Annotated in this window: 15 protein-coding genes; 12 read left to right on the top strand and 3 right to left on the bottom strand. The window is 62.0% G+C overall.

Annotated features, from left to right (window positions below; all coding sequences use genetic code 11):
• Positions 1 to 50: 50 nt before the first annotated feature.
• Genes ASC94_RS13000 through imuA form a run of 3 tightly spaced genes read right to left on the bottom strand, consistent with a single transcriptional unit; the run spans position 51 to position 5,376 of the window.
• Positions 51 to 3,221 carry an error-prone DNA polymerase gene (locus ASC94_RS13000; protein WP_056395218.1) on the bottom strand — a complete coding sequence of 1,057 codons (3,171 nt, stop codon included), beginning with the start codon at positions 3,219 to 3,221 and terminating at the stop codon, positions 51 to 53.
• Between the two features lie 3 nt (positions 3,222 to 3,224).
• A complete protein-coding gene (locus ASC94_RS12995; RefSeq protein ID WP_082616490.1) occupies positions 3,225 to 4,697 on the bottom strand; it encodes a DNA polymerase Y family protein in 1,473 nt (490 codons plus the stop codon).
• Positions 4,630 to 5,376, bottom strand: coding sequence for a translesion DNA synthesis-associated protein ImuA (gene imuA / locus ASC94_RS31870; protein WP_082616489.1), 747 nt, complete (start codon positions 5,374 to 5,376; stop codon positions 4,630 to 4,632). Before imuA ends, ASC94_RS12995 begins: the two co-directional genes overlap by 68 nt.
• Before the next feature lie 1,013 nt (positions 5,377 to 6,389).
• On the opposite strand from imuA, the gene ASC94_RS12990 reads away from it, so the two are divergent.
• From ASC94_RS12990 to ASC94_RS12935, 12 genes are all read left to right on the top strand, one after another.
• A complete protein-coding gene (locus tag ASC94_RS12990) occupies positions 6,390 to 6,701 on the top strand; it encodes a hypothetical protein (protein WP_056395216.1) in 312 nt (103 codons plus the stop codon).
• An 85-nt stretch (positions 6,702 to 6,786) separates the two neighbouring features.
• Positions 6,787 to 8,358: a DUF262 domain-containing protein gene (locus ASC94_RS31865; RefSeq protein WP_082616488.1), complete on the top strand. Its 1,572-nt coding sequence runs from the start codon at positions 6,787 to 6,789 to the stop codon at positions 8,356 to 8,358.
• 286 nt (positions 8,359 to 8,644) lie between these two features.
• Positions 8,645 to 9,148, top strand: a complete 504-nt coding sequence (locus tag ASC94_RS12980) for a hypothetical protein (protein ID WP_056395213.1) — start codon at positions 8,645 to 8,647, stop codon at positions 9,146 to 9,148.
• 131 nt (positions 9,149 to 9,279) lie between these two features.
• Positions 9,280 to 9,792 carry a lytic transglycosylase domain-containing protein gene (locus tag ASC94_RS12975; RefSeq protein WP_082616487.1) on the top strand — a complete coding sequence of 171 codons (513 nt, stop codon included), beginning with the start codon at positions 9,280 to 9,282 and terminating at the stop codon, positions 9,790 to 9,792.
• Positions 9,789 to 10,436 (top strand): OmpA family protein, encoded by a 648-nt coding sequence (locus ASC94_RS12970; protein ID WP_056395209.1) that lies wholly within the window; start codon positions 9,789 to 9,791, stop codon positions 10,434 to 10,436. Before ASC94_RS12975 ends, ASC94_RS12970 begins: the two co-directional genes overlap by 4 nt.
• A gap of 200 nt (positions 10,437 to 10,636) precedes the next feature.
• Positions 10,637 to 10,996 (top strand): hypothetical protein, encoded by a 360-nt coding sequence (locus ASC94_RS12965; protein WP_056395207.1) that lies wholly within the window; start codon positions 10,637 to 10,639, stop codon positions 10,994 to 10,996.
• An 18-nt stretch (positions 10,997 to 11,014) separates the two neighbouring features.
• Positions 11,015 to 11,314 carry a type IV conjugative transfer system protein TraL gene (gene traL, locus ASC94_RS12960; RefSeq protein WP_056395206.1) on the top strand — a complete coding sequence of 100 codons (300 nt, stop codon included), beginning with the start codon at positions 11,015 to 11,017 and terminating at the stop codon, positions 11,312 to 11,314.
• A 9-nt stretch (positions 11,315 to 11,323) separates the two neighbouring features.
• Entirely contained in the window at positions 11,324 to 11,887 is a 564-nt protein-coding gene (traE, locus tag ASC94_RS12955; protein ID WP_056395203.1) for a type IV conjugative transfer system protein TraE, read from the top strand.
• Positions 11,877 to 12,692 (top strand): type-F conjugative transfer system secretin TraK, encoded by an 816-nt coding sequence (locus tag ASC94_RS12950; RefSeq protein WP_056395201.1) that lies wholly within the window; start codon positions 11,877 to 11,879, stop codon positions 12,690 to 12,692. Before traE ends, ASC94_RS12950 begins: the two co-directional genes overlap by 11 nt.
• Complete coding sequence (locus tag ASC94_RS32595) at positions 12,689 to 14,065, top strand: TrbI/VirB10 family protein (protein WP_056395200.1); 1,377 nt, start codon at positions 12,689 to 12,691, stop codon at positions 14,063 to 14,065. The genes ASC94_RS12950 and ASC94_RS32595 overlap by 4 nt, the downstream gene beginning before the upstream one ends.
• The gene (locus ASC94_RS12940) at positions 14,049 to 14,858 is read left to right on the top strand and encodes a DsbC family protein (protein WP_056395198.1); all 810 of its coding nucleotides are present in this window, start codon (positions 14,049 to 14,051) and stop codon (positions 14,856 to 14,858) included. The genes ASC94_RS32595 and ASC94_RS12940 overlap by 17 nt, the downstream gene beginning before the upstream one ends.
• A complete protein-coding gene (locus tag ASC94_RS12935; RefSeq protein ID WP_157201434.1) occupies positions 14,824 to 15,414 on the top strand; it encodes a TraV family lipoprotein in 591 nt (196 codons plus the stop codon). The genes ASC94_RS12940 and ASC94_RS12935 overlap by 35 nt, the downstream gene beginning before the upstream one ends.
• The last annotated feature ends 7 nt before the right edge of the window (positions 15,415 to 15,421 follow it).

Here is a 15,421-nt window from a genome sequence, read left to right as displayed (position 1 = left end):
GCGTCCATAGACGACAGGGACTGTTCTCATGCTGTTCTTGAACTGCGGTATCAGTGAAAATCCCGGCTACGGGTGTCCAGCTCGCCGAGCAGGTGGCTCAGATCAACCAGGCGTTTGGCGACCAGGTGACGGACGTTGCTTTCCGACTGCCACACCCCGTACACCCCAAGCAACTGTGCGCCCATGACCTCACGGCGGAATTGCTCGACCAGACTCGGCCAGCAGATGACGTTCACCGTGCCGGCCTCATCCTCGAGCGTGATGAAGACCACGCCGGCCGCCGTGCTTGGCCGTTGACGCACCGTGACGATCCCACAGCCCCGCGCCAACTGGCCATTCGAAAAACCAGCCAGCACATCGCTCGGGATAAACCGTAACTTCGATAAGCGCTCACGCAGGAAACTCAAGGGATGGCGTCCGAGCGTCAAGCCGACATACCGGTAGTCAGCCGCCACATTTTCCGCCTCGGTCGGCGCATCCAGCTCGATCGTCTCTTCACTGATTGCCGCAGGACGCAGAAGCCCCTTATCCGGCACGCTGGCAGCCGCCTGCCACATTGCCTGGCTGCGGTTGCCTGACAGGGATGCCAACGCATTGGCACTGGCCAACGCCCCCATGTGGCCGGCATGCAGGTTGGCGCGGGCCGCCAGGTCGGCCGTGCTGTTGAAGGCGTCGATAGCACGGGCCTCCTCGATGCGCCACGCCGCATCCTGCTCTAGACCCTTGACGTTGTTCAGGCCAAGGCGTACTGCCGGTTGTGGCCCTGTAGTGGGCGCCTCCAGCGTCGCCTCCCAACTGCTGACACACACGTCGACCGAGCGGACCTCAACGCCATGCCGGCGCGCATCCTGCACCAGGGACGAGCGCGAATAAAACCCCATCGGCTGGCTATTGAGCAGCGCCGCCAGGAATGCCGCCGGCTGATGGCATTTGAGCCAGCTGGAGGCGTAGGCCAGCAGCGCAAAGCTGCTCGAGTGCGATTCAGGAAAACCGTATTCCGCGAAGCCGCGAATTTGGCCGACGATGGAGTTGGCGAATTCAACGGTGTAGCCACGCGCGGTCATGCCGTTGAGCAGGTCGGCTTCGAATTGCTCCAGATTGCCTTTCTTTTTCCACGCGGCCATCGCCCGGCGCAGCGCATCGGCTTTGCCCGCCGAGAAGCCGGCGGCCACCATGGCGATGCTCATCACCTGTTCCTGGAAGATGGGAATGCCCAATGTCCTTTCCAGCACGCCTTCGATTTCCGGGCTCGGGTACGTGACCGGGTCCAGGCCCTGGCGACGGCGCAGGTAGGGATGTATCATCCCGCCCTGAATCGGGCCGGGGCGGATGATGGCCACCTCGATGACCAGGTCGTAGAACGTCCTCGGCTGCAAGCGCGGCAGCATCGACATCTGGGCGCGGCTCTCAATCTGAAAAACGCCCATCGTGTCGGCCTGGCAGATCATGTCGTAGGTGGCCGGGTCCTCGGCCGGGATGTCGCCCATTTCGAAACGCGCACCGCGCTGCTCGGAGACCAGCTCCAGCGCGCGCCGGATGCACGACAGCATGCCCAACGCCAGCAGGTCGATCTTGAGTAGGCCCACGGCATCAAGGTCGTCCTTGTCCCATTGCACCACGCTCCTGTCCTCCATCGCCGCCGCCTCGATGGGCACCAGGCGCGACAGCTTCGTGTGCGAGATCACGAAGCCGCCCGGGTGCTGGCTCAAGTGCCGGGGCACGCTCATGAGCGCGTCGGCCAGGTCGTTCCACTTTTCGGCGATGGACGATTCGGGGTCGAAACCGCAGTCCAGGAGGCGCTGCTGCAGGTCTGCGCGGCCACCCCACGAGCTCGAGGCTTTTGCGACTTTGTCGACCACGCTCAAGTCGACGCCGAGGGCTTTGCCGACGTCGCGCAGCACGGATTTCGGCCGGTACGAGATGACGACGGCCGTCAACGCCGCACGCATCCTGCCATATTTTCTATAGACATACTGGAGGACCTCCTCGCGGCGCTGGTGCTCGAAATCGATGTCGATATCGGGTGGTTCGTTCCTTTCTTTCGACATGAAGCGCTCGAACAGGAGCGTGCCGCGCGACGGGTCCACCTCGGTCACGCCCAGGCAGTAGCACACGGCGGAATTTGCGGCCGAACCACGGCCTTGACACAGGATTTGCTGGGACCTGGCGAAACGGACGATGTCGAAGACGGTCAGGAAATACGGCTCGAACTGCAGTTCCCCGATGATGTCCAGTTCGTGCTCCAGCTGCGCCTGGACATTGTCTGGAATCCCGCCGGGGTAGCGCCAGTCGGCGCCGATGTAGGCTTCCTTGCGCAGATAGGACGCCGGCGTTTCACCTTCCGGCACAAGTTCATGCGGATACTCGTAGCGCAACTCGTCGAGCGAGAAATTGCATAGCTGTGCCAGGCGCACGGTCTCGTCCAGGGTCTCGCGGGGATAGAGGTTGCCCAGCCGCACGCGCGAACGCAGGTGCTGCTCGGCGTTAGGCGGCAGCTTATAGCCGCACTGCGCCACGGGCACCCCGTGCCGGATGGCCGTCATGGTGTCGTGGATGGGCTTATACGAGCGCACGTGCATGGCCACATCACCCGTGGCGACGACGGGCATGCTGAATTCCTCCGACAAGGCCTGTACCAGCTGGCGGTGTGCCGCATCCTTGTTCCTGTGGTGCAGGGTGAGCGCGATGCGCACCCGGCCCGGTGCGCATTGAACCAGCCACGCCGCCTGACGCACCACTTCCTCGTAGGCGCCGCAGTACTTGGGGGCCAGGATGAACTGGCAGTCGGGCAGGCCGCGCAGATGCACCAGGTCGCCGACCGGCGTGGCGATATCGCGGGGCCGAACTAGGTAGTGTCCCTTCTCGGCACGCATCCGCCCGACCGTGATCAGCTCGCTGAGGTTGCCGTAGCCGTTGCGGTTCATCGCGATGATGATGATGCGAAACGGTGCACTGCCGTCTTCCGGCGTCACGTCGAGCTGGCTGCCGATGAGAAGCTGCAGGCCAAGCTCTTTCGCGGTGACATGCGCGCGTACGACGCCGGCGAGTGAACACTCGTCGGTAATGGCCAGCGCCACATACCCAAGTTGATGCGCGCGCTCAACCAGCTGCTCAGGCGCGGACGCGCCGCGCAGAAAGGAAAAATGGGTATAGCATTGCAGCTCCACATAATCTGGCAGCCCGGCCGCGGCGGCTGTTGGTCTGGACGGAATGATGTGCATGGGTCACGCAAACAGCCCGTGCAAATACCACCGGGGGTCTTCGGCGACACGCTCGAAATAGATCCAGTAGCACGCGGCATTGGCCGCTTGCGCAACGTAGTAGTCGCGCGCGGCGGTCTGGTCGTTCCACCAGCCTGCCTCCAGGCGTTCGGGACCGTCGATGATTTTGAGCGGGCTGACGTAGAACGGGCGCTCGTCGCGCATCAGCAGCCTGATGGGCTTGGGCAAAAGCCAGAAGGGCCGGCCCTCCAGAATCTCCTCTATCTGTGTTTTCGGGCGCTTGGCCGTCGCCGGCACCCACGCGTTGCACACCTCGGGCCGGTAGTCCTCCAGGTCGGCGGGCACAAGCACATTGTCGGCTCCCAGCCTGGCGGTCAACAGCTCAAGCAAGCGCGCGTAGTCCTGCGGTGACCCGCCGGGTTCCGGGAACAGGCTTGCGTTCGGCGGCAGCATCGATTCAATCTTCACCGCTTCGAGCCGCAGTGCAATCACGGGCCGTTCTAGTTCCGTTTTTGCCAGGCGCTCCTTGAGCAGGCGGAGCAGATGGGCCTCGTGCCAGACTGGCTCGGCAAGTGCCACCTCAAGCACCGTTGGCGCGATAGCCGAATGGCCCCGCTCATGCTCCAGGGCGAGGGTGAATACCCGTACCGCCCGTTGCAGCGAAGTGAGCCAGCCGACTAGTTGAAGGATGAGTCCGGTGGCACCGTGCAGCAGCGCTTCGGCGCTCTCAACACGGTCAAAGGTCTCGATGCGTGCGGAGAAATGCAGCGGCGGCTTGATCCATTCATGCATCTCGGGCGCTTCGCCGTAGGCGCGGTCCAGCGCTGCCAGGAGTTCCTTGCTGGTGCGACGTAGAAGACCAGCTCGCGGAAGCCTTCGCAGGGCGCCGATCCGCTTGGCACCGATGTCATTGAGCCAATCATGGAAAGGGGCCGCTGCCGGCACCAGAGCGCAAGGCAGCAGGTCCAGCCGTTGCTGCATGCTCGCCACGGACACCATGCGGCGGCGAAACACGACATTTTTTGTCCGGACGCTACGGGCGAGCAGCCATGCGCCTTCGGCCGTTGGGGCCGCGCCGAGTTGCACGGTAAAGCCCAGCGCTTCGATGCTTTTCGTCACACGTGCGCATAAAGCGTGCGGTCCGCGAAAGAGCGCGAGGCTGGCGCTGACTTCCAGCAGCACCGAGAAGTCCGGTTGAAACGTGACTTCCGGCGTGTACTGCATCATCGCAGTCGCGATGGCATTGAGTGCAAGGTCCTCTTTGGCAAGGCTGCGTTCAAGAATAGCCGTGTCAGGCGATACAGCCATCACACCCCCGCTGCGCATCCCAAGCCGCACGCCCGCCCGGCCGGCTTCCGTCGACATGGATATGACGATTCCTTTGTCGGTGACTGCATACAGCCCCGGCTCAGACCAACATGGGCGCAGCGACTCGAGCGGTAGAAGTGGCAGGTGTGCGCTGAGCAGGAGTTTCATGTTCTTTTTCCCACAGCTGGCGACCAGCGGGCATATCAATCAGGGGTACGAAAATCGGTGATTCACAATGCGGGCCTCGTCGCTTGATGATGTCCACCGAGACGCCGCCCAGCGCGGGCCGCAGTGCAAGACGCAGCGGAGAGGGGGACGCGTCAGCGGCGGCCGTCAGTGGCCGAACCAGCCATAACCAAGTATCCGTGGACTGCGCGGCCAGGTTGAGGCGCCGCAGTGCTTCGGGTCGCACGTTCGACTGCCAAAGCACTACGCCACCGCAACTTCCATTCTTCAGGATTTGCTCCGCTGACCAGAGCGCATCTGCCGAGCTCTGGGGGCGAAGCCAGAGCACATTCTGTTCATTCATCCGCCATGACCGGCATGCCATCGCGTGGGGAAGATACGGCGGCTGTATCAGGGCGACCCTATGTTGTCGAGATAGCGACGCCAGTGCGGGCTTCAACAACTGCATCTCGCCGATACCGTGTTGCTGGACCAGCAGTTCGACCAGTGCCGACCTTGGCCATCCTTCGTTGGGCAGCTGGCTATCCAGAACTGGATGACCGGTCGTCGTCGTCGTGGCACGTGATACGGCAAGTTCGCTTGCACGCCACACGCTAGAACGTACCGCTAGATCCAGAGCAGCTTGGGCAACAGGCGTAACGGTAAATGGTGGAACAAGCATGATAACTCCGGTACTGTGATTTTATACAGTGTTTCATGAAGTATAGTCGGCCATCCGGCCAACTAGCAAGAGGATTTTCATTGCACAGAAGTAACTTCTCTGAGTGCAATTTTTTGCTCGAGACAAACACTCGCAGGCAAACGCCTTGTGGAGTGCCCAGCAGAATCTGCTCAAATTACGCGGCTGATGCAACTACGGCCGCAGGTGGTTTGCTGGACGTGCACCGGTGCTTTGCTCGGTATTGCCGATCACGGTGCTGGTGCTGGTGCTGCAGCTGCCCCTTTTGGCTGGCGTCGCCAGCGTGTGCATTGCAGTTGCGGTAGCCAACTATCCGGCGGGCGCTGGAGGTGGAAATGCGTCAGCTTGCATGCGGCATGGCTGACATACAAGTACGGATCAGGGAACTTTCGGCGATTCTCTGCCGTTGTGAGAATCTGTGTATTTTTCATTTGGGCAAGATGATATCCTGTCGTTGGTAGGCCGTTCTCGGCCAGGAGCGGTCGCTCAAATTGTTTAGGCTATCTATTTCAAACAATGGAATTAAATGGAAAACGGAACATTTAGGTTACTCGTTGATGCGCTTTCTCTATATTTTGGCTCACCGAGCCCACACGACAGTGGAAGTGGAGTTCGCTTCAAATCGCAACCCAAGGGCAAGGCTACTGTGTACCATAGCAACATCGCCTCGGGAAACCAGGCGGAACTTGCATTTGATGTCGGATCAATGGCCAATCGTCTTGGCATGACAGATGGAGAATTTCGGTCTTTCGTTGTGGAACTTCGAGCATTAACTGGACGTCCAGTCGAGTCGAACATCCAATACAACTGGCCACGAGTGGGGATATCCTCGGAAATACATGTCACGTTAATTAAAGAGGCGCTACAGAGTCGGTTACGGCCTACTTTGCCTTGAGCATTGACAACGTAAGTCGAAGTAGCTTCTTGCACCATTTTTGATACCGAACTCGGCCAAAAGCAGACAGACATTTGTTTTCAAAAACAGGATAGGATTTATGGTTTACAGCGCTGAAGTAGAGAAGAGAGAAACTATCCGAAACGAATTTCGCGCGCTCTTCGACGCGCTCTCGAAGGTTCTCTTTGAGGCCGACCCAATCGGCATTAATTTTGAAGCGAACACTGACGAATACGAGCCAGAAGTTGGAACCATAATCCCTCGGCTGAAGCACGCAAAATCGGAGGACGATGTGCGGCGAATAGTCCATGAGGAATTTTGTAAGTGGTTCGACGTTGCGACCGCAGGCCCTGTGGAAGCGTATGGCGGCATCGCTTCGAAGGTGTGGGCTGAATGGCAGCGATATCGATGAAGCACTGGCTTAGCCAAAGGCCACACTCGGCCAGAAACGGACCTCCCCCAAGGTATCGCCATCAACCTAAAGTATCGGAATAAGAATGGACAATCTGACGATTCGTGAGATATTAGACGCAGTATATCGTGGCCAAATTCGGATACCTGCCTTCCAGCGCGGGTTTGTTTGGGAGCCTGATCGCGTCGCCTTCTTGATCGATAGCATTTATAAGGGCTATCCGTTCGGCTCCCTTCTCTTTTGGAGAACTAGTGAGCGGCTGAGGACCGAGCATACGCTTGGCCCTTTTGATCTGCCAGACCCACACGCCGATTTTCCAATCGATTATGTGCTTGATGGACAGCAGCGTATTACGTCGATCTTCGGAGTCTTTCAAACAGAACTTCAGGGAGATTCTGCTGCGTGGAAGGACGTTTATTTCGACTATCATCAGGTTGCGGATGTTCAGGAATCTCAGTTCTTTGCACTTTCCCCTGATGAGGTTGACGCTGCTCGCCATTTTCCACTTCGAGCAATTTTTAACACCACCGAATACCGAAGATTGACCCGGCCCATGAATGATGATTTGGCGCTAAAAATTGATGCTATGCAGACCGTCTTCAGGGAGGCGCGGATTCCAGTTCAAGCGTTTCGAACAGATGAGAAAGAAAAAGTTGCGATCATATTTGAGCGGATCAATAGGCAAGGAATTCCTCTCGACACACTTCAACTTTTATCGGCATGGACATGGAGTGAAGAATTTCAGCTTCAGTCCGAATTTGAAGATTTGATTTCTGAGCTTGGTGACTACGGCTTCTCCGAACTTTCTAATGACATTAGCTTGCTCTTGCGTTGCACAGCTGCAATATTAACTGGATCGTCCAGGCCCGAAAGCCTAGTTCAGTTGAACGGTGCTGCGGTCCGACAACGGTTCCGTGAGGTGGTCAACGGGATTCGTGGTGCGCTAGACTTCTTAGAAAACACCTTCCATTTACCATCTATCGAGAATTTGCCGTTCGAAAACATTCTTGTTCCCTTGTCGGTATTTTTTGCCGCTCCCGGAAATGAGGAAGTGGCGGTAAATGACAACCAGCGCGAAATTTTGTCTCAATGGTTCTGGCGATCTGCTTTCTCTGGCCGCTACAGCGCTGGAGTTTTAAGGCACCTTGATGCTGACATAACAGAAGCTCGTAACCTGCGCAACGGGGTGGTGTCGCGCCTTGCTGACGTCGCTGTCAACATTTCGCGAGATTTTTTCCTTGAGAATCGTTTCTTAATCGGATCGGTCAACACAAAAACGTTCATTGCACTGTTAGCTCAATCATCTCCTCTAAACTTCATAAGTGGTACCCCGGTCAACCTTCGCCAAAAGCTTCAACAATACAACCGCAAGGAATTCCATCACCTCATGCCTAAGGCATATTTAACGGCGTCCGCTCAAACTCAACGTGGTGAGAGTATTCTTGCGAACTTTTGTTTTATTGCTCGCGCAGATAACCGCGCGTTGGGTGGCGATGCTCCAAGTCAATATCGAGAGAGAATGGGGGGAAATATTGATAAAATCCTTCAGTCACACCTTTGTCCAAATGAGCTTTTCAACGATAACTACGAAGAATTCGTCGTCCGTCGTTCCGCAATCCTAGCTGATAAGGCGCTCTACCTATGTGGCATTGCCTAGCCTATTGCCTTACGTCGTCATAAAGGCTTCTATTGTTGAGGGGCTGTTTGTTGACTTGCGACCGGCGGCTCAGGGGCGGTTTTGCCCATTCCGGCGCTGTACTTCGCTTCAAGCTGGACCAGCGGCTTCGTACCCGGAGGCAAGAACCTCGGTCCCGGGCATGAAGCGATAGCCCGATTTGAAAATGGGCGTCAAATTCCCACCATTTCGGGGCGAAGATTTAGCGCGGAGCCGATACGATCATCGCATCAAGTCCCAATGCAGTATCCATCGGGAGGTGCACACTATGACTACCGCCTACGATTCAATCGGCCACATATCGCGGCTCGCGCCACGTGACCCGGCTGCCATGCCAGCGGACACGCACAGTGGCGACACGGTGGGCACGCGCGTCTGGCTGGACGAATTTGCCTGGCTGGAGACGCTGTTTAACGACACCGCCAACCGTTCGCCCAAGCTGCGCTATCCGGATCTGATCAGTGCCTGCGTGTCGCTGGTGTTCGACGCACCGATGCCCGAGCGGCGTATCTTCGCCTTCCTGCACACACGGCTGGTGCTGCGTGACCAGGATACTGCCCGCAGGCAGGAAGACATGTGGCGTGGGCAGTACCAGTTGCTGCTGGCGCTGCAGAAGTCCGAGCAGAATCGCCATCCTCATCCGCAGTTCAAGCTTGATCATTTCACCACCGCGTGCGTGGCCCTAGCAATGGAGCAAGACGGCGCGAAAGAAAAGCTGTTCGAACAGGCGCGCCGCAACATCGCCCGCCGCGCCGCACCATATTCCACCTGACGTTGTCCCGCGCCTAAACGGCGCCACCTTGCAATTCACCGCGCCAGGCTAATGCCGGCATACCTGAATCCACCTGGTTCCTCGCGAGTACGCGAGGCTGATTCCATGTCGGGCTATGCCGCGAGGTGAGCATGCGCATTCTCATTCATTCCATATTGCCGCTGCTAGTCATGCCGGGACTGGCAAACGCCTGCTGGGAACAAGCGGCGCGGCATCGTAACGTGCCCGTCGTCTTGTTGCAGGCGATGGCCGACGTCGAATCGGGCATGAATCCGGCCGCCGTCAACAATAGTCACTTTCAGCGCACCGGCACGGTCGATATCGGCTACATGCAGGTTAATTCCAATGCGCGCATGTTGCGGAACCTGGGCCTCACCCAGCGCGCGCTGTTCGATCCCTGCACCAACATAGACGCCGGCGCGCGCATTCTCGCCGAAAAGATGGGGCGTTATGGACGCACGTGGGAAGCAGTGGGTGCCTACAACGCATCGTGCGTCACCATGAGCGCAGGGCAGTGCCTGCGCGTGCGCATGCGCTACGCCTGGCGCGTGTACCGTTCGCTGGTGCGGCGATCAGCGCCAGTGAGCGGGGAACCCGCCCGGCTGGCGAGTTCCGCCATCGTTTCCTCTGTGAGCGTGCGATGATGCGCCGCATTATGCTGGTGTCGGCGCTCATCGCCGCCGCAACAAGCGGGCCAATGCTGCTTGCCGGCTGCGCAGGCGCGGTGACGTATCCCACCACCATGCCTGCGCGCGTAGAGCATTCGGCGACGCGCAATCGCATCGCACAGCTCGGTCAATCCCAAGGCAGCTATTTCGCGCTATGTCTTGACCCGGCGTGCCCATCGGTGACGCTCAAGACGCCATCCGAGTCGACGGGCCCGACAGCCCATGCGGGCACCGAGGCGGCTACTTCATTCACCGGGACGCCTGCAGCCGTGCCCGACACGCTGGTGATCCAGTTCCCAAGTGGTTCCGCGGCGTTTGGTCCCGGCGAGGCGAGGGCGTTGTCCCATCTATCCGGGGTGATGCGCGAGGCCGGCCGGATCGCCATCGCCGGGCGGACGGACAGCACCGGCAGCGATGCGATCAATCACCGCCTCGCGTGGAGCCGGGCGCGCGTCGTTGCCGACCACTTGCGTGACCAGCTGGGTGTGGCGCCCGGGCGCCTGTCATGGGAAGGGCGCGGCGCGTGCTGCTACGTGGGGGATAACCGCACCAGCATCGGACGCCAGGCCAACCGCCGCGCCGAAGTCATGTGGCATCCCGCCCCGGAGGCCCGGCCATGACCACAGCACATGTACTCAGCACAAAGTGGCCGAATGCGCTTCGCAGGCCCTGGACGCGGCCTCGCGGCAGGCGCTTCGCGCGCGGACGCCAACGCCGCAGGGCCATGGTACGAGGACCGCCTGGGCCAAGCCGGCTGCCAAGGGACGCGCATGGCGCCGCATCAAAGAGCGCGTCGAATGTAAATTTCAAGGAGGACTGAATGAATATGTTGAGCTCGTGGGCACCGCTGCCCACATCCTGGCGCCTGCCGCGCAAAGGCATGAGTGCCGCCGCGCTAGTGACACTGATGTTGCTGGGCCTGCTGGTTGCAACGCCGGGCCAGGCGATCGATCTGGTCGCGTTTTCCGGCCTGACTGGACCGCTGGTGTCCGCGTTGGCGCAAATGGCCGATCTGGCACCGGGCATCAAGGCGATGGTCGGCTTCATCGGCTTCGTCGTGGCGCTGATCTCGCTGGCGGCGCTACGCAACTTCGGACCGGTGCTGTTCTATATCGGTCTGGCAATTTTCGCCGCGGTAGGCCTCGTCATTGCGGGCGCCATCATGGGCGCGGTCATTTAACGGGGCAGGGAGGACGGGATGCTTGCCGATACCTACATTCCACGCCGCTTGGACGATCAATGGAAGATTGGCTTGTGGGACGTCGATGTGGCGGCGCCCGTCCTGTTCATGCTGTTCGTCGGCTACCTGGCCAACACGCTATGGGGCTTTGCCTTGGCCAGCGCCATTGGCCTGTATTTTGCCCGCCTGATGGCGCGCACCAAGGCCGACAAGCATGCGGCCTATGCCTTGCATTGGCTGTATTGGTATCTGCCCACCAATCCCGTGAGTTCGATGCGCGCCACGCCGCCGTCGCACATCCGGCGCATGGTGGGCTAAGGAGGGAACATGGACAACACCCGGTACCAGGACGATCTGCGCGACCTGCGCGCGCGTATCCGCGTCCATCGACTCGCCTTGGGCGTGCTGTGCCTGTGCCTCTTGGTCACGCTCCTGATCACGTATTCGCTGGTGGGCGCGCAGCGCGTGGTGGTGACGCCGCCGCACGTGACTAAATCCTTCTGGGTGTCCGGCGAGCGTGTTGGCAGCGCCTATCTGGAGCAGATGGGCGGCTATGTCGCCTGGCTGATGCTGGACCTGACGCCCGCATCAGCCGGCTGGAAAAAGGACGCTCTCCTGACCTTCGTGGCGCCGGAAGACTATGAGGCGCTCAAGGTGCAGATGGAGCTGGAGGCCGAACGCCTGCGCAAGATAAACGGCGCCACCTATTTCCAGCTGCAGCAACTCGAACCCGACGAGGAGACGCAGACGGTGCTCATGACAGGGCGGCTCCGCACGCTCATCAATGGGCAGCAAACGTCGCTGCTGCAAAAGCGCTTCCGCGCAAGCTTCCAGTTTCGCGGCGGACGCACCCATCTGAAAACATTCAAGGGGGTCGGCAATGAACAGTAAGCATCCGGCCGTGCTGCTCGCATTGGCATGCTGGGCGGGCGGCGCCGGTGCCGCGCAGCCGCGCGAAGTGCGGGACGGCGAAACCATGGAGGCGGCGATTGCCGCCGATGCGCCGACCCGCGTCCGGCTGGAGGGGCAGCGCATCGTCAACGTGGTGGGCAACATCCATTCCACCAGCAACTGCGACAGTGCGCCGCCGGCAGGCAACGCGCCGCTGGCCCCGTCTCAATTGGCGGCGCCCGCCGTCAACCCGCGCGGCGACGTCATCCTCAACTGCGACCTGGACAAGGGCGAAATCTATGTGCGCCCGGCCGCGACCGGCCATGCCGGCCAGATGCGCCCGATCAGCCTGTTCGTGTCGTCGCCGCGTGCGACCTACACGCTGCTGCTGCGCCCCGCCCAGATGCCGGCCGACAGCCTCGTTTTGCGCGACCGGCGCAGCGAAGCGGGCGAACCCGCTGCCAAAGCTGCACGCCCGCAAACCACCAGCCATGTGCGCGCGTTGAAAACCATGTTGGCATCGATGGCGCAGGGGCGGCCAGCGGACGGCGTGCGCGCCCAGCAGTTCGATGTGGCGCAAGCGCTGTGGCGGGAGGCCGAGTTCCGGCTGATTCGCCGCCAGGAAGGACGGGCGCTGCAAGGGGAAACCTACCGGCTGCGCAACACGAGCGCGGCGACCATGGTGCTGGCCGAGCAGGAATTCGATCAAGATGGCGTGCTGGCGGTTGCCATCGAGCAGCACACCCTGCCGCCGGGCGCCACCACCCTGGTGCATGTGATCCGCCAACAGGAGGACACGCCATGAAGCTGCGTGAAAAATGGCGCACCGCCACCGGCCGCCTCAGTACCCGGCAGCGGCAGTATCTGATGGCGGCCGGTATCGTGGCCGGCGGCATTGGCACGCTCTGGTTGGTGCTCACGCTCGCAGGCAGCGACAAGAGCAAGGCGGCGCCGCGCGCGGACCGCACCAAGGAAAAAGTCGTGATCAAGCCCGAACAGGAGGGCGTCACGCCGCTGCGCGTCGACCCGCTCGACCAGTGGGTGGGCACGGCCGGCAAGACCTTGGCGCAATACAAAGTGGACAAGGAGGCGCAGGACCGGTTCAACCTGGACCGCAAGGCGGGCGAGCAATCGCTGATGCAGCGCCTGGCCGACCTGGAACGCCGCCAGCAGGAACAAGGCCTGGGCGGTTCGACGGGCGCGGCGGCAGCGGCGCCGCAGGTGCCGGCGCCCGTCGCGGCATCCCCGGGTCCGGCGCCAGCTCCCGTGCCGGCCGCATCCCCACGGCCTGCCATGCCTCCGCTGGACATGCCGGGGTTCCCGCCGGGTTCACCGGTGGCGCCCGTCGTGGCCATCGGTATGGGACCAGGCGCCCAGACGGCGTTGGCCGAACCGCCACCGGTACTGGTGCGGGTCACTCTGGCGGTGCCGGCCGCCACAGCAGGAAAGGCGGCATACGGCGAGGCCGGTACCAAGGACACGCAAAGTGAGCCCGAGGAGAAGGAGGGCGAGGGCGGCATGCTGGAGAGCTATTTGCCGGTCGGCTTCATCCGGGGCGAGACCTTGAGCGGCATTGCTGCCCCGACCGGCGGCCAGGCGCAGGCCAACCCGCTGCCGGTATTGATCCGGCTGCTGGACAACGCCGTCCTGCCGAACCACTATCGCGGCGAAGTGAAGGAGTGCTTCGTCATCGCCTCCGGCTACGGCAGCATCAGCGCCTCGCGCGCCTATCTGCGCACGGTGAACCTGTCCTGTGTGCGCCGTGACGGCCGCGCCCTGGAGGTGAAGATCGACGGCAACGTCCACGGCGAGGACGGCATGCTGGGGTTGCGCGGGCGCCTGGTGACCATGCAGGGCCAGATGCTGGCCAACGCGCTGCGCGCAGGCATCGTCAGCGGCATCGGCCAGGGCTTTGCCCAAGGCGGCGCGACGTACTCGGCAACGCCGTTCGGCACGCTCACCACCGGACCTGAGGGCATGGACGAACGCATGCGGCGCGGTGTCGCGGGCGGTGTCGGCCGCGCGCTGGACAACCTGGCGAACTACTACATCAAGCTGGCCGAGGAGACCTTTCCGGTCATTGAGGTTTTCGCCAAGCGGCAGGTGGACATTGTGCTGACCAAGGGCATTCGGCTGCCACGGCTGGACAAGGAGGCGCGCGATGACAATACCGATTAAGTGGCTGCCGATCGTGCTGGCGGCGGCGCTGCAGCCGGCCATGGCGGGCCGGGCCGAGGATGCGCTGCTGGCAAGCCTGCGCAAGGCCCATCCAGCGACCCGTTTCGACCGCGTGGCGCCGACCCCGGTTCCGGGCCTGTACGAGGTGTGGATGGGTGAGAACGTCGCCTATGTCAGGGGCGGGCATGTGCGCTACATGGTGTTCGGCCACCTGTTCGACACCCGCCGCATGCAGGATGTGACGGCGTACCGCAGGGCCGGCGGGATGGCCAGGCAGGCGGCCCCTAAGGCCGTTGCAGGCGCATCGGACGGCGCCGTGGACATGCTGGCGCTGCCGGCCGAGGACGCCATCACGCTGGTGCGCGGTACCGGTGCGCGGCGGCTGCTGGTGTTTACCGATCCCGCCTGCGCCTACTGCCGCCAGCTCGACGCCACATTGCGGCGCCTGCGCGACGTCACCATCCTGCACTACCTGTTGCCTTTCCAGGGACGACAACTGCCCGAGGCGATCTGGTGCGCCCCGGACCGCGACGCGGCGTACGCGCGCGCCATGGCCGATGGCGCGATGCCTGCGGACCCCGCGTCCCCATGCGAGACCCCTTTGGAGCGCAATCTCGCGCTCGCGGCCCGGCTGGGCGTGCAGGCCACGCCCACGCTGGTATTCGCCGACGGCAGGCGGGTTGCCGGAGCACTGGACAGCGACGAGATCGAAGCCGGATTGGCGCGCGCCGCCGGCGGGACTGACAAGGCCGACAGCCTTGCAAGGAGCGCACATGAAACACATCGACAGTAACAAGACCGTGGCGCGCAAGCTGCGCGCGCTGGGCCTGCTGGCGCCAGTGGCGCTGGCCGGTTGCGGCAATCTGTCGGGCCTGGACGGCTCGCCCAAGTTGAGCTGCCAGGCGCCGGAGGGCGTGCACTGCGCCTCGGTGTCCGCCAACTACTACAACCGTTCTCCCGCAAGCCCCGATAGCGCACCTCGCCCCGAGGGCGCATCGGTCGGGCCGCTCGCGACGCAGGCGTTGCAGAGCGCCGCGCCGCAGGGGCTGGAGCCGGTCGCCCTGCGCTCGCCGGTGCGGGTGCTGCGGCTGTGGATCAAGGCCTGGGAGGACAGCGACCGCGATCTGGTCGACCAGTCCTATGTCTATGTGCGGATCGACGATGGCCAGTGGCAGGTGGCGCATGCCCAGCGCGCTGCACGCGAGGCCTACGCGCCGCTGCGCCCGCCGCCATCGCGGCCGCCCGGCCACACGGAAGCGGTCACCACGCCGGCGGCGGCCAGCGACGGCGCCGAGGTGACGCACGCCGCCGCAACCGCACCACCTGCTGCCGCGCCGGCGCATCGATAGTAAGCCA

The sequence above is a fragment of the Massilia sp. Root418 genome, assembly GCF_001425265.1.
In the GTDB taxonomy this organism is placed as follows: Bacteria; Pseudomonadota; Gammaproteobacteria; order Burkholderiales; family Burkholderiaceae_D; genus Rugamonas.
Note: the sequence above shows the minus strand (reverse complement) of the source record. Positions and strands in the feature narration are given on the sequence as shown.